At 70.1% G+C, this 16,243-nt stretch carries 15 protein-coding genes; 6 read left to right on the top strand and 9 right to left on the bottom strand.

What is annotated here, in order from left to right; genetic code table 11:
* Positions 1-141: 141 nt before the first annotated feature.
* A complete protein-coding gene (locus tag ACZ6Z4_RS22450) occupies positions 142-972 on the bottom strand; it encodes an SAM-dependent methyltransferase (protein WP_465567686.1) in 831 nt (276 codons plus the stop codon).
* Between the two features lie 250 nt (positions 973-1,222).
* Here ACZ6Z4_RS22450 and ACZ6Z4_RS22445 point away from each other — a divergent pair, with 250 nt between their 5' ends.
* Together ACZ6Z4_RS22445 and ACZ6Z4_RS22440 are read left to right on the top strand one after the other, a co-directional pair.
* Entirely contained in the window at positions 1,223-2,650 is a 1,428-nt protein-coding gene (locus ACZ6Z4_RS22445; protein WP_465567683.1) for a polysaccharide lyase 6 family protein, read from the top strand.
* Positions 2,651-2,708: 58 nt separating this feature from the next.
* Positions 2,709-3,242: a dihydrofolate reductase family protein gene (locus ACZ6Z4_RS22440; protein WP_465567681.1), complete on the top strand. Its 534-nt coding sequence runs from the start codon at positions 2,709-2,711 to the stop codon at positions 3,240-3,242.
* On the opposite strand, the gene ACZ6Z4_RS22435 is transcribed toward ACZ6Z4_RS22440, so the two are convergent.
* Positions 3,229-3,522 (bottom strand): YciI family protein, encoded by a 294-nt coding sequence (locus tag ACZ6Z4_RS22435; protein ID WP_465567678.1) that lies wholly within the window; start codon positions 3,520-3,522, stop codon positions 3,229-3,231. The genes ACZ6Z4_RS22440 and ACZ6Z4_RS22435 overlap by 14 nt on opposite strands.
* A 74-nt stretch (positions 3,523-3,596) precedes the next feature.
* On the opposite strand from ACZ6Z4_RS22435, the gene ACZ6Z4_RS22430 reads away from it, so the two are divergent.
* A complete protein-coding gene (locus ACZ6Z4_RS22430) occupies positions 3,597-4,127 on the top strand; it encodes a GNAT family N-acetyltransferase (RefSeq protein WP_465567675.1) in 531 nt (176 codons plus the stop codon).
* On the opposite strand, the gene ACZ6Z4_RS22425 is transcribed toward ACZ6Z4_RS22430, so the two are convergent.
* Both ACZ6Z4_RS22425 and ACZ6Z4_RS22420 read right to left on the bottom strand, forming a co-directional pair.
* Entirely contained in the window at positions 4,117-4,881 is a 765-nt protein-coding gene (locus ACZ6Z4_RS22425) for a class I SAM-dependent methyltransferase (RefSeq protein WP_465567672.1), read from the bottom strand. The genes ACZ6Z4_RS22430 and ACZ6Z4_RS22425 overlap by 11 nt on opposite strands.
* A 16-nt stretch (positions 4,882-4,897) precedes the next feature.
* Positions 4,898-5,830, bottom strand: a complete 933-nt coding sequence (locus ACZ6Z4_RS22420) for an SDR family oxidoreductase (protein ID WP_465567669.1) — start codon at positions 5,828-5,830, stop codon at positions 4,898-4,900.
* A gap of 96 nt (positions 5,831-5,926) precedes the next feature.
* On the opposite strand from ACZ6Z4_RS22420, the gene ACZ6Z4_RS22415 reads away from it, so the two are divergent.
* Complete coding sequence (locus tag ACZ6Z4_RS22415; protein ID WP_465567666.1) at positions 5,927-6,616, top strand: TetR/AcrR family transcriptional regulator; 690 nt, start codon at positions 5,927-5,929, stop codon at positions 6,614-6,616.
* Here the strand turns inward: ACZ6Z4_RS22415 and ACZ6Z4_RS22410 are convergent.
* Positions 6,582-7,421, bottom strand: coding sequence for an HAD family acid phosphatase (locus ACZ6Z4_RS22410; protein WP_465567663.1), 840 nt, complete (start codon positions 7,419-7,421; stop codon positions 6,582-6,584). The genes ACZ6Z4_RS22415 and ACZ6Z4_RS22410 overlap by 35 nt on opposite strands.
* Positions 7,422-7,558: 137 nt before the next feature.
* Between ACZ6Z4_RS22410 and ACZ6Z4_RS22405 the strand changes: the two genes are divergently transcribed.
* Positions 7,559-8,737, top strand: coding sequence for an MFS transporter (locus ACZ6Z4_RS22405; RefSeq protein ID WP_465567660.1), 1,179 nt, complete (start codon positions 7,559-7,561; stop codon positions 8,735-8,737).
* Here ACZ6Z4_RS22405 and ACZ6Z4_RS22400 read toward each other — a convergent pair.
* From ACZ6Z4_RS22400 to ACZ6Z4_RS22385, 4 genes are all read right to left on the bottom strand, one after another.
* Complete coding sequence (locus ACZ6Z4_RS22400) at positions 8,712-9,203, bottom strand: GNAT family N-acetyltransferase (RefSeq protein WP_465567656.1); 492 nt, start codon at positions 9,201-9,203, stop codon at positions 8,712-8,714. The two genes, ACZ6Z4_RS22405 and ACZ6Z4_RS22400, sit on opposite strands and share 26 nt — an antisense overlap.
* A 17-nt stretch (positions 9,204-9,220) precedes the next feature.
* Positions 9,221-12,823 carry a methionine synthase gene (metH, locus tag ACZ6Z4_RS22395; protein WP_465567653.1) on the bottom strand — a complete coding sequence of 1,201 codons (3,603 nt, stop codon included), beginning with the start codon at positions 12,821-12,823 and terminating at the stop codon, positions 9,221-9,223.
* A gap of 145 nt (positions 12,824-12,968) precedes the next feature.
* Positions 12,969-13,523: a TetR/AcrR family transcriptional regulator gene (locus ACZ6Z4_RS22390; RefSeq protein ID WP_465567649.1), complete on the bottom strand. Its 555-nt coding sequence runs from the start codon at positions 13,521-13,523 to the stop codon at positions 12,969-12,971.
* Positions 13,520-14,905, bottom strand: coding sequence for an MFS transporter (locus tag ACZ6Z4_RS22385; protein ID WP_465569256.1), 1,386 nt, complete (start codon positions 14,903-14,905; stop codon positions 13,520-13,522). Before ACZ6Z4_RS22385 ends, ACZ6Z4_RS22390 begins: the two co-directional genes overlap by 4 nt.
* Before the next feature lie 415 nt (positions 14,906-15,320).
* Between ACZ6Z4_RS22385 and ACZ6Z4_RS22380 the strand changes: the two genes are divergently transcribed.
* Complete coding sequence (locus tag ACZ6Z4_RS22380; protein ID WP_465567646.1) at positions 15,321-16,178, top strand: NAD-dependent epimerase/dehydratase family protein; 858 nt, start codon at positions 15,321-15,323, stop codon at positions 16,176-16,178.
* The last annotated feature ends 65 nt before the right edge of the window (positions 16,179-16,243 follow it).

The raw sequence follows: 16,243 nt of genomic DNA, 5'->3' as shown, positions 1-16,243 counted from the left end.
TGCGCTGTGTTGCCAAGTTCTTGCGCCGTAGGTAGCCAAAGCTTGCAGGCGCAACTGCTGTTCGTCAACGGCTCGTCACTGGTGGCACACAGCAAAAAGCCACCTACCGGTCAGGCAGGTGGCTGGGTTCGGTGAGCTGATTCAGGACTTACGAGCGAGAACGGCCATCACCAAGCGAGTGACACCGGTGGGCTTGGCGCTCTGATCACCCGTCGGACAGGAGTCGGCGATCGTGGTCAGCCCAGGAGGCAGCAGCTCCAAGCCTTCGACCAGCTCGGCGACCTCGGCCGGCGTACGGAAGGCGATCGGCTGGACCGCCGGGCGAAGCGCCTCCTCGACCGCGGCCGAGAACTCCGCCAACCGGCCGCCGTCGCGCGGATTGATCGGGTGCGTGAGCGCCAGGTACGACCCCGGCGCCATCTCCGACAAGTACCCCTGGACCGCCTGCCGCGCGCGGTCCTGGCCGGGGATGTGGTGCAGCACCAGACCCTGCAGTACGCCGACCGGCCGACTCAGGTCGAGGACCTTCGCGATCACCGGGTCACCCAGCACCGCGGCCGGGTCGGTCAGATCGGCGTCGACGAAATGGACGGTGCGCTCGTCGGCGAGCAGGGCGAGGCCGTGGGTGACGACGGTCGGGTCGTTGTCGACGTACACGACGGTGGCCTGCGGGTTCAGCCGCTGGACGACCTGGTGGGTGTTGTCGGCGGTCGGCAGGCCACAGCCCAGGTCGAGGAACTGGTCGACGCCGCCCTCCTTGACCGTGGTCTCGATCATCCGGGCCTGCCAGCGCCGGTTCTCGCGGACCAGGTTCGGGATCTCGGGCGCGACCTTGAGCAGCTCGGCGTACAGCTGCCGGTCGACCTCGAAGCTGTTCTTGCCGCCGAGCAGCAGGTCGTAGACCCGGGCCGCGTTCGGGCGGCTGGTGTCGACGTCGGGCAGGAACGAGCGACCGCTGCCGTCCACCACCACTCGCCGTCACCTCGCCCGCGCCCGAAGGATCCGAAAACCCCGATTGTCGGCGAGGTTATCGCACCTGACGGGCGGCCAGAACCTCCTGCCCGGCGGAACTACCGGACGTGATCGTTCCGGTGCACAGAAACCGCTTCCCGTTCCATCGGTAAACGCTTGCCACGCGTCGGGCGGGCCTCCAGACTGACGCCACCCGTCCCCGCCGAGAGGTGGTGACGGGACCGCCCCGACCGACCACGGAGGACCGCCCATGCACCGCCGTACTTTTCTCACGTCGACTGCTGCCCTCGCTGTCACCGGCCTGACGGCCGCACCTGCCCGCGGCGCCATCACCACCCGCGCCCGCGCGACCCGCGCCCGCACCCTCGAGGAGCTCCGCGCCCAGATCGCCTCGGCCGGCCCGGGCGCGACCATCACCCTCGCCGACGGCACGTACGACGTACCGGCCGACCGCCCGCTCGCCGTCAACGGCCGCCGCGGCACCGCGAGCGCCCCGATCACGATCGCCGCCGAGCACCGCGGCCGCGCGGTCCTGACCGGCCAGCGCGGCTTCACCTTCGCCGACTCCTCCTACGTGACCGTCAACGGCTTCGTCCTCAAACAGCGGTCGACCATCGAGCTGCCGCTCAGCTGCCACCACCTGAGGCTCACCCGCAACGACGTCCAGCTCACCGACTCCGACGGCCTCAACTGGCTGCTCGTGAAGGCCGACCACACCAAGCTCGACCGCAACCACTTCCACGGCAAGGCCACCCTCGGCGTCTTCGTCGGCGTCGAAGGACCGAGCGGTGACGGCATGGCCAAGGGCCTGCACATCCTGCGGAACTACTTCTCCGACCACACCTTCACCGGTGACAACGGCGGCGAGCCGATCCGGCTCGGCCTCAGCGGCCGCTCGCTGGCCGACGCCGGCGCCCTGGTCGAGCAGAACCTGTTCGAGCGCGCCAACGGCGACCCGGAGGCGATCTCCGTGAAGTCCAGCGGAAACACCATCCGCGACAACACGATCCGCAACAGCCTCGGCGGCATCGTCCTCCGGCACGGCAACCGGTCCCGGGTCGAAGGCAACTTCATCCTTGCCGGGAGCAACGGGATCCGGATCTACGGCAACGACCATCTGATCGTCAACAACTACGTCGAGCGGGTGGCCGGCGCCGGGATCGTGCTCGGCAGCGGCTCGGTCCGCGACCACCTGGCCAGCGACTCCCCGGAGAGCCGGCGCGGCAACGACGCCCCGGACCGGGTGACGATCGCGCTGAACACCGTGCTCTCCTCCGGCTCCGCGATCGTCGGCGAGAGCCAGCGCACGCTGCCGCCGCTGGGCTGCACGATCTCCGACAACCTGCTGGTCGGCGACTCCGGCGAGCTGGTCGCGATGCCGTACCAGCAGGGCATCACCTGGTCGGGCAACCTGGTCTGGGGTGCGGCCGGCAACGGCAACCTCCCGGCGAACGGCTTTCGCCGGGTCGACCCGAAGCTCACCACGTCCGGCGTACGGCGACTGACCGCGGGCAGCCCGGCGATCAACGCCGCCAGCCGGTCGTACCCGACGGTGACCCGCGACCTCGACGGCCACCCGCGGTCCGGCCGGGCCGACGTCGGCGCCGACGAGTACGGCACCGCGGCGCCGCTCAACCGCCCGCTCAACCCGTCCGACGTGGGACCGAACGCCGCCTGAGCGATGATTTCTTCCGGGTTGTCCCGTCTCAACACCAGACAACCCGGAAGGAATCCTGATGGCCAAGACCCTGTACTCCGTCTCCATGTCGCTCGACGGCTTCATCGCCGGCCCCGGCGGCGACATGTCGTGGCTCACCGACCACCTGGGCCCGAACCCGCTGGTCGGTGAGCTGATCGGCGACATCGGTGCCCTCCTGGTCGGAGCCACGACGTACGGCGGCGACGATCCGCACAAGGACGACGAAGGCGCCGGCCAGGCGTTCGGCGGCGGCTGGGAAGGACCGCAGTACGTCGTCACGCACCACCCCGGCGCCGACACCGACGACCTGTTCTTCGTGCCCGACGTGCTCACCGGGCTCGACCGCGCCGAGGCCGCTGCCGGGGACAAGTACGTGAACGTCATGGGCGCGGACATCGCTCGGCAGTGCCTCGAGGCGGGCCGGCTCGACGAGATCCTGACGATCGTCGTACCGGTCCTGCTCGGCGGCGGCACTCCCCTCCACCGCGGCGACCAGGTGCAGCTCGAGCGCATCCACCACAGCGCCGTACCGCAGGCGAACAACCTGTGGTTCAAGGTCAGTAGTCGCTAGCCGCCGAGAACATCACCGGCCGGACGTCGACCCCCGCGCCTTCCAAGGTCGCCTCGGGCAGCAACGCGGCGAGCTCCACGGCGCGGGCCGCGGAGTCGACGTCCAGCAGGTAGTAGGCATGGATCGGCGGCCCCGGCGTCCCGAGCGCGATGCCGAGCGACGGGTCCGCGAGCGTCTGACCGTCGACGAGCTCGCCCGCGTCCTGGGCCGCCCGCCGGAAGGCTGTGTGGTCCGGCGGGCAGGGCTGGTCGGCGGCGTGCAGGATCACCAGGTACCTCATGCGGCGGGCTCCGATCGTCAGGCGCTGTCACCCAGGGGTCGTTTCCGGGCCGCGGATTTTGACATCATCGGCGGATGATCCTGGCGACGGAGCGGTTGGTGCTGCGCAGATTCACCGAGGACGACGCCGCGGCGTTGTCGGCGTACCGGTCGGTGCCGGAGGTGGCCCGCTACCAGTCCTGGGACGCGCCGTTCTCGCTGGAGCAGGCGGTCGACACCGTGCGCTCGTACGCCGAGGGCGATCCCGACGCGCCGGGCTGGTTCCAGTACGCGATCGACCTGGACGGCGTACTGATCGGCGACATCGGGCTGCACCTGGCCGACAACCTGCAGCAGGCCGAGATCGGGTTCACGCTGGCGCCGGCGTACCAGGGTCAGGGGTACGCCGCCGAGGCGGTCGGCGCGCTGCTCGACCGGCTGTTCACCGAGAAGAACCTGCACCGGGTGTCGGCCGAGTGCGACGCCCGCAACGACGCGTCGGCGCGGCTGCTGGAACGGCTCGGCTTCGAGCGCGAGGGTCTGCGCCGCGCCGCGAGCTGGTGGAAGGGCGAGTGGACCGACGACCTGCTCTTCGGCCGGCTGCACCCGGACTGGCCTAGGAGCTAGTCCCCCGGACCGCCCAGGCCCGCGCGGTCAGCCGGATCGACCCGTCGGGCTCGGTCGGAAGCCTTTCCTGCAAGGCGGTCCGGATCTCCTCGCGGGTCCCGTCGTCGACCGTGCTCAGGTACGCCGGCGCCGCACCCTGACCGCCGAGGAACGGCGTCCAGTAGTCCTCGAACGAGGTGAACACCGTCGGCACCGTGATTCCCCGGCTCGCCACGTCGGCGAAACCGGCCCCGGTGAACATCTCCTCCAGCGCGTCCGGCCGGCAGAACGGGAACCGGGTCGCCTCGTTCAGATCGCGCCACGCGGGATCGACCGCGCCCGCGACCTCCCAGAAGTGCGTCATCAGCTGCATGCCCTCGGCGTAGTCCCACACGTACGCCGCGACGACGCCGCCGATCCCGTGCAGCCTGCGCAGCAAGGCCTCCCGATCCGGCACGAAGTTCAGCACCAGCCCGGAGACGACGACGTCGAACGACCCGTCCTGCAGGTCCTCGGCCGCCCGGACCTCGAACGTCGCCTCGGGGACGGTCCGGCGCGCGTACTCCAGAAACCCTTCCGAGCGGTCGATCCCGAGCACCGACGCCGGTTCGGCATCCCGGACGACGGTGCCGGTGAGCGCCCCGGTCCCGCAGCCGACGTCGAGCCAGCGCAGCCCGGGCGGCTGCTCGAGCCAGGCGACGAACTCCGTCGCGACCAGCCGGCTCCAGCGTCCGACGTACGGCTCGTACTGCTCACCACTGGCCCATCGCTCCATCCCCGCAGGCTAGGTCTCAAGCAGCGATCGCGGGAAGGGACAAGCCCGTCAGTTCCTCGGCCTTGGCCCACAAGCGCAGCGAAACCTCGTCGTCGAGCGCGGTCCGCGGCGTCTTCGCGACGTCGGCCGGGCCGACCAGGCCGAACAACCCCGACGGCCCGTAGTACGAACCGGGTTGGGCGGTGGGATCCGTCGCCGCGACGAGCAGCGGCTCGGCGCCCTGCTCGACCCCCTGCGAGGGCAGCGGGTTCCAGCGGAAGAGGATGCGGTTCGCCAGCGCGGGTCGCTCGCGGCCGAGGGTGGCGCCCGCGGTCTGCAGGTTCGTCCGGGTGAAGCCGGGGTGCGCGATCGTGCTGAGCAGCGGCCAGCCGCGCTCGGCGGCGATCGTCGCGAGCCGCCGGCCCATCATCAGGTCGGCCAGCTTCGACTGCGAGTACGCGCGGGCCGGGCTGTACTTGCGGCGCTCCCACTGCAGGTCGTCGAACTGGATCCGCCCCCAGTTGGCGACGCCGCTGCTCATCGTCGCGACCCGCGGCGCGGGCGCCTGCAGCAGCAACGGCAGCAGCCGCAGCGTCAGCGCGAACGGCCCGACGAAGTTGCTGCCGAACTGCAGCTCGAACCCGTCGGCCGTGCTGTGCCGCTCCGGCGGCGTCATCACACCCGCGTTGTTGACCAGGAGATCCAGCGGTACGCCGTCCGCGAGCAGACCGTCGGCGAACTCCCTGACCGATGCGAGGTCGGCCAGGTCGATCCGGCGGACCTCCAGCTGTACGCCGGGGTGCCGCTCGAGGATCTCGGCCCGGGCCGCTTCGCCCTTCGCGACCGTGCGCACGGCCATCACCACGCGGGCGCCGGCCGCGGCCAGCCGGCGCGCGGTCTCCTTGCCGGTACCGCTGTTGGCGCCGGTGACGACGGCGTACTTGCCACTCTGGTTCGGGACGTCGTACATGATCGCGCTCCTTTAAAAGACTGCCGGTCTGTTGTTGACGACGCTAACAGACCGTTGGTCTGATGACAAGAGACCAGCGGTCTGTAGACTGGCGGCATGACCTTCCAGCGGGCGCGCAGCGAGGAGCAGCGGGCCGAACGGCGACGGGTGATCCTGCGGACGGCGACGGAGATGCTGGCCGAGCAGCCGGTCGCCCAGCTCACGCTGAACGAGCTGAGCCGCCGCGTCGGCCTGGCCAAGTCGAACGTGCTGAACTACTTCGAGTCGCGCGAGGCCGTGCTGCTCGAGCTGATGAACGTCGAGACCGCCGCCTGGCTGGACGCGCTCGAGACCGAGCTCGCGAAGGTCGATCCGGCGGCTCCGATCGAGGAGCGCGGCGAGCAGCTGGTGAGCACGCTGGTGGCGACATTGACCGCGCGGCCGATGCTGCTGGAGCTGACCAGCGCGCAGGCCGCCGTGCTGGAGCACAACATCTCGACGGAGATCGCGCTGCAGTACAAGCGCGCGGCGTCGGCGGACTACCGGCGGATGGTCGCGGCGGCGCTGTCCGCCGTACCGGAGCTGGGCGAGGAGGCCGCGGCGCGCTTCATCGCGTCGGCGGCGTTGCTGGCCGGGGCGTACTGGACGCACTCACGGCCGTCGGCCGCGGTGCTCGCGGCCTACGAGGCCGCACCAGAGCTGACCGCGATGCGGATCGAGTTCGAACCCGCACTGCGGTTCGCCCTGGACGGCCTGCTGTTCGGGCTGGCGCCTAGGGCAGGTAGTAGTTCGGGTTCGGGAGCTTGAAGGTCCGGTCGGCGTAGCCGCCCTTGAGGTCGCTGAACTGGTCGCCGAAGTTCGCGACGATGTCGTAACCGAGCGACTCGATGTGCGCGCGGGTCGCCGACTTGTAGTGGATCGTCGTGCAGGACCCGTTCGGGTCGGCGGCGCAGGCCTTCTTCAGGTACGCCGGGTAGTCGGTGACGGCCGGCTTGGTGAACAGCCCGTCCTCACCGTTCTTCAGGCCGGTCGGCTTCGGGTAGCCCGCGTCGATCCCGACACCGTCCGCGGTCAGGTTGCCGAGCGTCGCCTGCTCCTGCGCCGCACCGCGACCGGTCAGGAAGAAGATCGCGTAACCCTCGCGCTCGGCGGTCCTCACCAGATCGACCATGCCCGGCACAGCCGGGAAGCGCTGCTCGGTGACGTACTGCCCGTTGCTGGTCGGGTTGAACGCCCAGTTGCTGGCGATCTCGTAGTTCCAGGTGGCCAGCGCGGTGTCGTCGACGTCGAGCAGGATCGCCTTCGTGCCGCGGGTGTGGTGCCGCGTCGAGATCCACCGCTTTCCGTCGGCAGCGACCCCGCGCGCTTCCTTCGCGTAGTTGCTGTCCGCCGCGAACTCCCCGCTGCCGAGCGGGTCGCCGTAGTAGTTGCGCAACTGCTGCCGCAGTACGTCGATGTTGGTGACCTGCCGCTCGGTGCGCGGCGTCGAGGTCTGGATCGCCGGCTGCTGCGCGGCGACACCCGCTGAGTAGGCGACCCCACCGGCGACCGAGGCGATCGCCACGGCCGCCCCGGCGACCAGCAACGGCCTGCGCCAAGAACGCTTGAACATGATGTCTCCCCACAAAAAGATTGCTGACCAATGCAAGCTAACCCCTCAGCGGTCATCCAGTCATCGAGACACCGGCACCGGCCGCGTGGCAGTGGTTTAGATTTCAGTTTTGACAGGAGTCTTCTTAAGGGTGGCTGATGACGCGGGGTTCCAACTTCCGGCTGTACTTCGCGGCGAGGACCACCTCGTTGCTCGGGGACGCGATGATCCCGGTGGCGCTGTCGGTCGGGGTGCTGGACGCCGGGTACGGCGCGACCGGGGTCGGGTACGCGCTCGGCGCGTGGCTGGCGGCGGTGGCGTTGTGCATGTTGTTCGGTGGCGTGCTCGCCGACCGGTTCACGCCGCGGCGGATGATGGTGCTCGCCGACTTCGCGCGGTTCGGGCTGCAGGCTCTGACGGCGGTGCTGTTCGCGGTCGGTACGCCGTCGCTGCTGCTGATCGTGGTGCTGCAGTTCCTCAGCGGCGCGGCGACGGCGATGTTCCAGCCGGGCGTCGCGAGCATGGTGCCGCAGGTCGCCGACGACGTGCAGCGGGCGAACGGGACGCTCCGGATCGCGGAGTCGATGGCCGGTGTGCTCGGGCCGGCGCTGGCCGGCGTACTGGTGAGTGTGTCCGGGCCCGCGGTCGTCTTCGCGATCTACGCCGCGACGTACGCCGTGAGCGGCGCGTGCCTGCTCGCGCTGAAGCTCGACACCGCGCCACTGGGGATGGCCTCGTCCTTCCTCGGTGAACTGGCCGCGGGCTGGCAGGCGTTCCGGGAACGCACCTGGCTCTGGTCGGTGATCGCGATCTTCGGCCTGTACGGCTGCTTCGTCGTCGGTACGTCGTTGCCGATCGGCGCCGAACTGGTGATCGGGCACCTGAGCTCGACCGCGCTCGGCCTCGGCCTGGCGGCGTTCGGCGCCGGCGGCGCGATCGGCGGGACGGTGGCGATCCGCTTCCGGCCGCGGCGGCCGCTCGCGGTCGGTTCGATCGGGTGGGCGCTGTTCGCGATCTATCCGCTGATCCCTGCGCTTGAGCCGAGCCTTGCGGTGCTGATGATCGGCTGGTCGATCGCGGGCGCCGGGATCGCGTTCTGGTCGGTGCTGTGGTCGACCACCGTCCAGACGCAGGTGCCGCCCGACCTGCTCAACCGCGTCTACGCGTACGACGTCGCCGGGTCGCTCGTGACGATGGCGCTCGGGCGCACGCTCGCCGGACCCATCGCCGGGGTGACCGGCGCGGTCCCGCTGATGGTCTTCGCCACGGGGCTCGGGCTGGTGTGCGCGGCGCTGCTGCTCGTCGTACCGGCTACTCGCCGGCTGCAGGTGCGCTGACGGTCTTCACGTACCGGTGGCAGGGGACGGGGAGAGTGCCGCCATCGACCGCGGCTTGGTACTCGAAGGCGCCGTCGTCGGTCCAGCCGGAGCGTTCGTAGAACCTCCGCGCCCGACTGTTGCCGGTAGCAACGGCCAGCCAGGCATTGGAGTGTCCGCCTCGTGCTACTTGACGTTCTGCCTCGGCGAGCAGAACGCCCGCCACACCAGACCCGCGATGATTCGTCCCGACGTAGACCTGTTCGACCTCGTCGCCTTCGACGATCACGAACCCGGCAACTACTTGGTCCACCACAGCAACCGTAGTCTGACCGACTCGTTCGGCGGCTCGCGTCCAGAACGTGTCCTTCGTCCGGACGGCGGCGAGCTCGTCCGGGACGTTCCCGTCGTGGCCGTCGTGCCAGCCGGTGAACCAGATGGCGGCGACGGCCTCGGCGTCTTCGGTGGTGGCGGGGCGCACGTGCATGCGCCCCACCGTGCCACTTACTGCGGGTCGTACGCCAGGTTCGGGCGCAGCCACCGCTCCATCTCGGACAGTTCGAGCCCGCGGCGCTTGGCGTAGTCCTCGACCTGGTCGCGGCCGAGCCGGCCGACGCTGAAGTACCGCGCGGACTCGCTGGCGAAGATCAGGCCGGAGACCGCCGCCGCCGGGGTCATCGCGTACGACTCGGTCAGGCCGAGGCCCAGCTTCTCGGCCTCGATCAGCTCGAAGAGCTCCTTCTTCTCGCTGTGGTCCGGGCTCGCCGGGTACCCCAGCGCGGGCCGGATGCCGCGGAAGCGCTCGGCGTGCAGGTCCTCCAGCACCGGGACGACGTCCGGCTCGAACCACGCCTTGCGGGCCTCCAGGTGGATCCACTCGGCGAACGCCTCGGCCAGCCGGTCGGCCAGGGCCTTCACCATGATCGCCCGGTAGTCGTCGTTCTTCGCCTCGTACGCCGCCGCCAGCTCCTCGGCGCCGTGGATCGCGACCCCGAAGCCACCGAGGTGGTCGCCGGACGGCGCGATGTAGTCGGCCAGGCAGCGGTTGTGCCGGCCGGCCGGCTTCTCGGTCTGCTGGCGCAGCATCGGGAACGACAGCCCGCGGCCGTCGAGCACGATGTCGTCGCCCTCGCTGTGCGCCGGCCAGAATCCGTACGCGCCCTCGGCGGTGAACGAGCCGTCGGCGATGATCTGGTCGAGCAGCGTGTTCGCGTCGTCGAACAGCTCCTTGGCGACCGGGTTGTCCAGGATCGCCGGGTACTTGCCCTTCAGCTCCCAGGCCAGGAACAAGAACTGCCAGTCGATCATCTCGCGCAGCGTCTCCAGGCTCGGCGTCTCGCGCCGCAGCCCGGTGAACGCGGGCACCGGCAGTTCGCCGTACTCGACCGGTTCGGCGTTGGCCCGCGCCTGCTCGACGGTCAGCAACGGCGCGCGCTGCTTGTTCGCGTGCTGCTCGCGGAGCCGGTCCTGGTCCTCACGGTTGCTGATGGCCAGCGCCGCCGCGCGGTCCTCGTCGAGCAGGTCCGACATCACGCCGACCACCCGGGACGCGTCCAGCACGTGCACCGTGGTCTGGTCGTACGCCGGGGCGATCCGCACCGCCGTGTGCTGCTTGGACGTCGTCGCGCCGCCGACCAGCAGCGGCAGCTTCAGGCCGCGGCGCTGCATCTCCGCGGCGACCGAGACCATCTCGTCCAGCGACGGCGTGATCAGCCCGGACAGGCCGATCGCGTCGGCCCCCTCGGCGATCGCGGTGTCCAGGATCTTCGCGGCCGGCACCATCACGCCGAGGTCGATCACCTCGTAGTTGTTGCAGCCGAGCACCACGCCGACGATGTTCTTGCCGATGTCGTGCACGTCGCCCTTGACCGTGGCCATCACGACCTTGCCCTGCCCGCGGAACGCCTCCTCGCGGCCCTCCAGCCGGGCCTGCTCCTTCTCGGCCTCCATGAACGGCTCCAGGTAAGCGACCGAGCGCTTCATCACCCGGGCGCTCTTCACCACCTGCGGCAGGAACATCTTGCCGGAGCCGAACAGGTCGCCGACGATGCTCATCCCGTCCATCAGCGGGCCCTCGATCACCTGCAGCGGCCGCGGGTACTGCTGGCGGGCCTCCTCGGTGTCCTCCTCGACGAAGTCGACGATGCCGTGCACGAGCGCGTGCGACAGCCGCTCCTGGACGGTGCCCTCGCGCCAGGTCAGGTCGACCTCGCGCTTGGTGCCCTGCCCCTTCACGTTCTCGGCGAACGCGACCAGCCGGTCGGTGGCGTCGTCGCGGCGGTCGAAGATGACGTCCTCGACCAGCTCCAGCAGGTCCTTCGGGATGTCCTCGTAGACCGCCAGCTGACCGGCGTTCACGATGCCCATGTCCAGGCCGACCTTGCCGGCGTGGTACAGGAACGACGAGTGCATCGCCTCGCGGACGACGTCGTTGCCGCGGAACGAGAACGACAGGTTCGAGATGCCGCCGCTGATGTGGACGCCCGGACAGCGCTCCTTGATCTGCGGCAGGGCCTCGATGAAGTTCTTGGCGTAGCCGTTGTGCTCGGACATCCCGGTCGCGACGGCCAGCACGTTCGGGTCGAAGATGATGTCCTCGGCCGGGAAGCCGATCCCGGTCAGCAGGTCGTACGCGCGGGCGCAGATCTCGACCTTGCGCTCGACGGTGTCGGCCTGGCCCTGCTCGTCGAAGGCCATCACCACCGCGCCGGCGCCGTAGCTCATGATCCGGCGGGCCCGGTCGAGGAACTCCTCCTCGCCCTCCTTGAGGCTGATCGAGTTGACCACGCCCTTGCCCTGCACGCACTTCAGGCCTGCCTCGAGCACCGACCACTTCGAGCTGTCGATCATGATCGGGATCCGGGCCACCTCGGGCTCGGTCGCGATCAGGTTCAGGAACGTGGTCATCGCCTGCTCGCTGTCCAGCAGGTCGGCGTCCATGTTCACGTCCAGCAGGTTCGCGCCGCCGCGGACCTGTTCCAGCGCCACGTCGACCGCGGCCTGGTGGTTGTCGCCCTCGATCAGCCGGCGGAACTTCGCCGAACCGGTCACGTTGGTGCGCTCGCCGATCATCACGAAGCCGGTGTCCTGGCCGATCGAGAACGGCTCCAGGCCGCTGAACCGGGTCCGGTCGTACGGCGCGGCCACCGCGCGCGGCGTCACCCCGCGGACCGACTCGGCGATCGCGGCGATGTGCGCGGGCGTCGTACCGCAGCAGCCGCCGACCAGGTTGACCAGGCCGGACTGCGCGAACTCCTCGATCATCCCGGCGGTCTGGTCCGGCGTCTCGTCGTACCCGCCGAAGGCGTTCGGCAGGCCGGCGTTCGGGTGCGAGGCGACGTAGGTGTCGGCGAACCGGGCCAGGTCGGCCACGTGCGGACGCATCTCGTGCGCGCCGAGCGAGCAGTTCACGCCGACGACCAGCGGCTTGGCGTGCTCGATCGAGCTCCAGAACGCCTCGACGGTCTGGCCGGACAGCGTGCGGCCGGACAGGTCGACGATCGTCACCGAGATCCACAGCGGCAGCTCGGGAGCGACCTCCTGGGCGGCGGCGATCGCGGCCTTGCAGTTCAGGGTGTCGAAGATGGTCTCGATCAGCAGCAGGTCGACACCGCCGTCGCGCAGCGCGGCGATCTGTTCGGCGTACGCCGCCTTGACCTGCTCGAACGTCACCGCCCGGTACGACGGGTCCTCCACGCGCGGCGACAGCGACAGCGTGACGTTCAGCGGGCCGATCGAGCCGGCCACGAACCGGCCGCCGAACTCGTCGGCGGCCTGGCGGGCCAGCCGGGCGCCTTCCAGGTTCATCTCGCGGACCAGGTGCTCCAGCCCGTAGTCGGCCTGGCCGATGCTGGTCGCGGTGAAGGTGTTGGTGGTGGTGATGTCGGCGCCGGCGTTCAGGTACTGCCGGTGCACGTCGAGGATGACGTCCGGCCGCATGATGTTCAGCAGGTCCGGGTCACCGGTCACGTCATGGGTGTGGTCAGCGAAGCGGTCGCCCTTGTAGTCCTCCGGCGTCAGCTTCGCGCCCTGCAGCATCGTGCCCCACGCGCCGTCCAGCACCGCGATGCGCTGGTCGAGCAGGTCTCGCAACGAGCTTGTGGTCACCCTTGGCCTCCAGAAGATTCCCGGAGGCGCCCTTGCGTGTGCTGATCAGGACGAGCGTGGCGGGCCTCCGGCCCGTTGCAGCGCCTCTCGGCCCAAGGAAAGATCGTACTGGCCCGATCGCCCGGAAACACCACAAAATGTCCAGTTAGTGAGACGGGTGTCCATTCTGGTCGATCAGGTGCTGCAGGGCCGGGCCGTAGAGGTCGGCGAGCAGCTCCGGGTCGGCGGCTGCCGCGTGTCCGGACTTCTGGACGGCGAGCAGGGCGCCCAGGCCGAGCAGGTGCGCGACGATCAGCTCGGCGCGCAGCTCGCGGTCGGCGCCGTCGAGGTGGTCGGCGAAAACTCGCACGACCTGCTCGTGGAAGCGGTCGCGCATCATCTTCCGCTCGTCGCCGTCACCGGCCGCGAAGACGACCCGGACCATCAGGTCGCTGTCGTGCTCGCGCCGCCAGCGGACCAGCGTCAGCACGGCGTGCCGCCCGAGTTCGGCCTTCGGCGCCGCGACCAGCAGCTGCCCCGCGTCGCCGAAGTCGGCGACGACGTCGAAGAGCTGATCCTTGCCGCCGTAGTGCTTGACGATCAGCGAGGCACTGACGCCGGCGTCGGCCGCGATCCCCCGCAACGTCACCGCGGCGTACGGCTGCCGCGCGAACGCACGCTTGGCCGCCCTGAGGATCGCGGTCCTGCCGTCGTCGCTCACGTCACGGTCTCCACCAGTACGGCGGCTTTGCGCCGCGCAGGAATCAGCAAGGTGAGAACGATCGCCACCAGCGCCGCCGTACCGGCGATCACGAACACGATCAGGTAGGCATCGAGCGTCGGCGCCGTACGGCCCGCGTTCGTCGCCACCACCGTGCTCAGCACCGTCGCGACGACCGCGCTGCAGACAGCCTGCCCGATCGTGCGCATCAACGTGTTGAGGCCGTTCGCCGCGGCCGTTTCGGTCACCGGCACAGCATGCATGATCAGAGCGGGCAACGCCGAATACGCGACCGCCGTCCCTGCCGAAACCACGGTCGCCCCGGCGACGATCGCGATCAGGTTCTCGCTGGTGAACAGCCGTACGACGTACCCGGCAGCCATCAACGCGGCCGCGAACGCCAGCGTGAACCGCGGCCCGCGCGCGGCGGAGATCCGAGCCGAGACCGGTGACAGCAGCACCATCGCGACGCCACCGGGGAGCAGGCACAGGCCGCTGACCACGATCGACGCGCCGAGTCCGTAGCCGGTCGAGACCGGCTCCTGGACGAGCTGCGCGGTGGACAGCGAGTTCGCGTAGAAGGCGAAGCCGATCAGCAGCGCCGCGAGGTTGGTGAACAGCACGGCCGGCCGCGCGGACACCCGAAGGTCGACCAGCGGGCTCGCCGTACGCAGCTCGAAGAACACCCACAACGGCACCACCACGAGCGCCCCCGCGAAGGTCGCGATCGTCGCCGCCGATCCCCACCCCCAAGCACTCCCCTTGGAGACAGCCAGCAGCAGACAAACCAGGAACGCGCTCAGCCCTAGCGCCCCCAGTACGTCGAACCGCCCACTGGTCCGCAGCTTCGACTCCGGCACGATCAGCAGCACAACCAGGATGTCGAGCACGCCGAGCCCCGCGCAGATCCAGAACATCGTGTGCCAGTTCGCGTACTCGACCACCAACGTCGCCGCCGGAATCCCGAACGCGGCCCCGACCCCGAGCGTCGAGCTCATGATCGCGATCGAGGGAATCACCCGCTCGGCCGGCAGCTCGTCCCGCAGGATGCTGATCCCCAGCGGCACCACGGCCACCGCCGCGCCCTGGAACGCTCGCCCGACGACCAGCACCGCAAGCACCGAATTCGTTGCACAAAGCAACGACCCCAGCACCATCGAAACCAGCGCGACCAGCAACACCTTGCGCTTCCCGTACATGTCCCCCGCCCGCCCGAGCAGCGGCGTGAACACGGCGCCGGTCAGGAGCGTCACCGTCAACAACCAGCTCACATCTGCGGGCTTGCTGTGCGTCAGCCCCGGCAACTCGGGGAGCAGCGGCACGACGATGGTCTGCATCACCGAAACGAGCACGCCACAGGAGGCGAGCGCGGCAAGAATCAAACGAGGGTGGGCGGCGGGCCTGACTGTCAACGGAGCGTCCTCACGGCAGAGATGAACAGATGTTCACCTCTAGAGTAAACAGCCGTTCACCACCGGCGCGACTCCGGACCCGCCACGCTCCGGCCGGGCCGCCGGGGCAAGCGCCGCCGGGCCCGATGCGGCCCGAGTAGGGGTGGTGGGCTGCGGACGTCCACCACTCAGTAACCACCGCTGGGCGGTGCGGTCGCAGGCGCGGTGGGCTCAGGCGGGGTGAGCCGTGGAGGGTTGGTGAGTGGTGGAGGTCCGGCCACCAAGGCAGTCGGGCGAGTCAGCGGGGGCGGCGAGCTGAACCATCCACTCTCGCTCACCTTTGGCCCACCGGGACGACTCGGTATTGGCCCATGGCCGTGGGCCGGTGCGGCCCTAGGGTGCTGGGGTGACTCGGATATTTCTGGCAGGGGCTACAGGGGTTGTCGGGCGGCGGCTGGTGCCGCGGTTGGTGGCGGGCGGGCATGCGGTGACCGCGTTGACGCGGCGTACGGCGGACGTGGAGGCGCTGCGGGCGCAGGGGGTCGAGGCGGTGGTCGGGGATGTCTTCGACGCCGGCTCGCTGCGGGCCGCTGTGGTTGCGGCGGCGCCAGAGGTGGTGATGCAGCAGCTGACGGATCTGGCCGGGCTCGACTTCGCGGCGAACGCTCGGCTGCGGAAGGTCGGGACGCGGAATCTGGTCGATGCAGCTCAGGCGGCGGGGGCACGGCGGTTTGTCGTGCAGAGCATCGCTTGGGCGTACGAGGCCGGGGATGAGCCGGCGTCGGAGGGGACGCCGCTCGATGTGGATGCCGAGTCCGAGCGGCGGCGTGGGACGGTCGACGCGGTGCGGACGATGGAGGAACTGGCGGCGACGCTGCCGGAGTACGTCGTACTGCGGTACGGGACGCTGTACGGGCCGGGGACTTGGTATGCGCCGGATGGGCTGACGGTCGATCAGGTGCGGGCTGGGCAGCTAGTGGCGAACGCGGACGTGAGCAGCTTCCTGCACGTCGACGACGCTGCGGGTGCCGCGGCCGAGTCGCTCGGCTGGCCGTCCGGCGCGGTGAACGTGGTGGACGACGTGCCGGCGGCGGCGAGCGAGTGGGTGCCGGCGTTCGCGCGGGCGGCGGGGCTGACGGGACCAGAGCCGGTGAGTGCAGAGCGGACCGGCTGGGCCCGGGGTGCAGACAATTCGTACGCGCGCAAAGAGCTGGGGTGGACGCCGCAGCACAGCTCGTGGCGTGAGGGGTTCGGTAGTGCCTGAGACAGACAGCAGCCGGGCCCGGGGCGCCTGAGGGGGGAGGCGCTGGCCGGGCCCGGGTTGTTCGG

The organism is Kribbella sp. NPDC104740 (assembly GCF_055583505.1).
This window is presented reverse-complemented; position numbering and strand designations above follow the sequence as displayed.

Bases quoted from the DNA above. Each gene is read 5' to 3' on its own strand.
- ACZ6Z4_RS22415 (WP_465567666.1), top strand. From the start codon at position 5,927: ATGACCTTCCAGCGGGCGCGCAGCGAGGAGCAGCGGGCCGAACGGCGA.
- ACZ6Z4_RS22405 (WP_465567660.1), top strand. From the start codon at position 7,559: ATGACGCGGGGTTCCAACTTCCGGCTGTACTTCGCGGCGAGGACCACC.
- ACZ6Z4_RS22410 (WP_465567663.1), bottom strand. From the start codon at position 7,421: ATGTTCAAGCGTTCTTGGCGCAGGCCGTTGCTGGTCGCCGGGGCGGCC.
- ACZ6Z4_RS22400 (WP_465567656.1), bottom strand. From the start codon at position 9,203: ATGCACGTGCGCCCCGCCACCACCGAAGACGCCGAGGCCGTCGCCGCC.
- ACZ6Z4_RS22445 (WP_465567683.1), top strand. From the start codon at position 1,223: ATGCACCGCCGTACTTTTCTCACGTCGACTGCTGCCCTCGCTGTCACC.
- ACZ6Z4_RS22440 (WP_465567681.1), top strand. From the start codon at position 2,709: ATGGCCAAGACCCTGTACTCCGTCTCCATGTCGCTCGACGGCTTCATC.
- ACZ6Z4_RS22420 (WP_465567669.1), bottom strand. From the start codon at position 5,830: ATGTACGACGTCCCGAACCAGAGTGGCAAGTACGCCGTCGTCACCGGC.
- ACZ6Z4_RS22430 (WP_465567675.1), top strand. From the start codon at position 3,597: ATGATCCTGGCGACGGAGCGGTTGGTGCTGCGCAGATTCACCGAGGAC.
- ACZ6Z4_RS22425 (WP_465567672.1), bottom strand. From the start codon at position 4,881: ATGGAGCGATGGGCCAGTGGTGAGCAGTACGAGCCGTACGTCGGACGC.
- ACZ6Z4_RS22435 (WP_465567678.1), bottom strand. From the start codon at position 3,522: ATGAGGTACCTGGTGATCCTGCACGCCGCCGACCAGCCCTGCCCGCCG.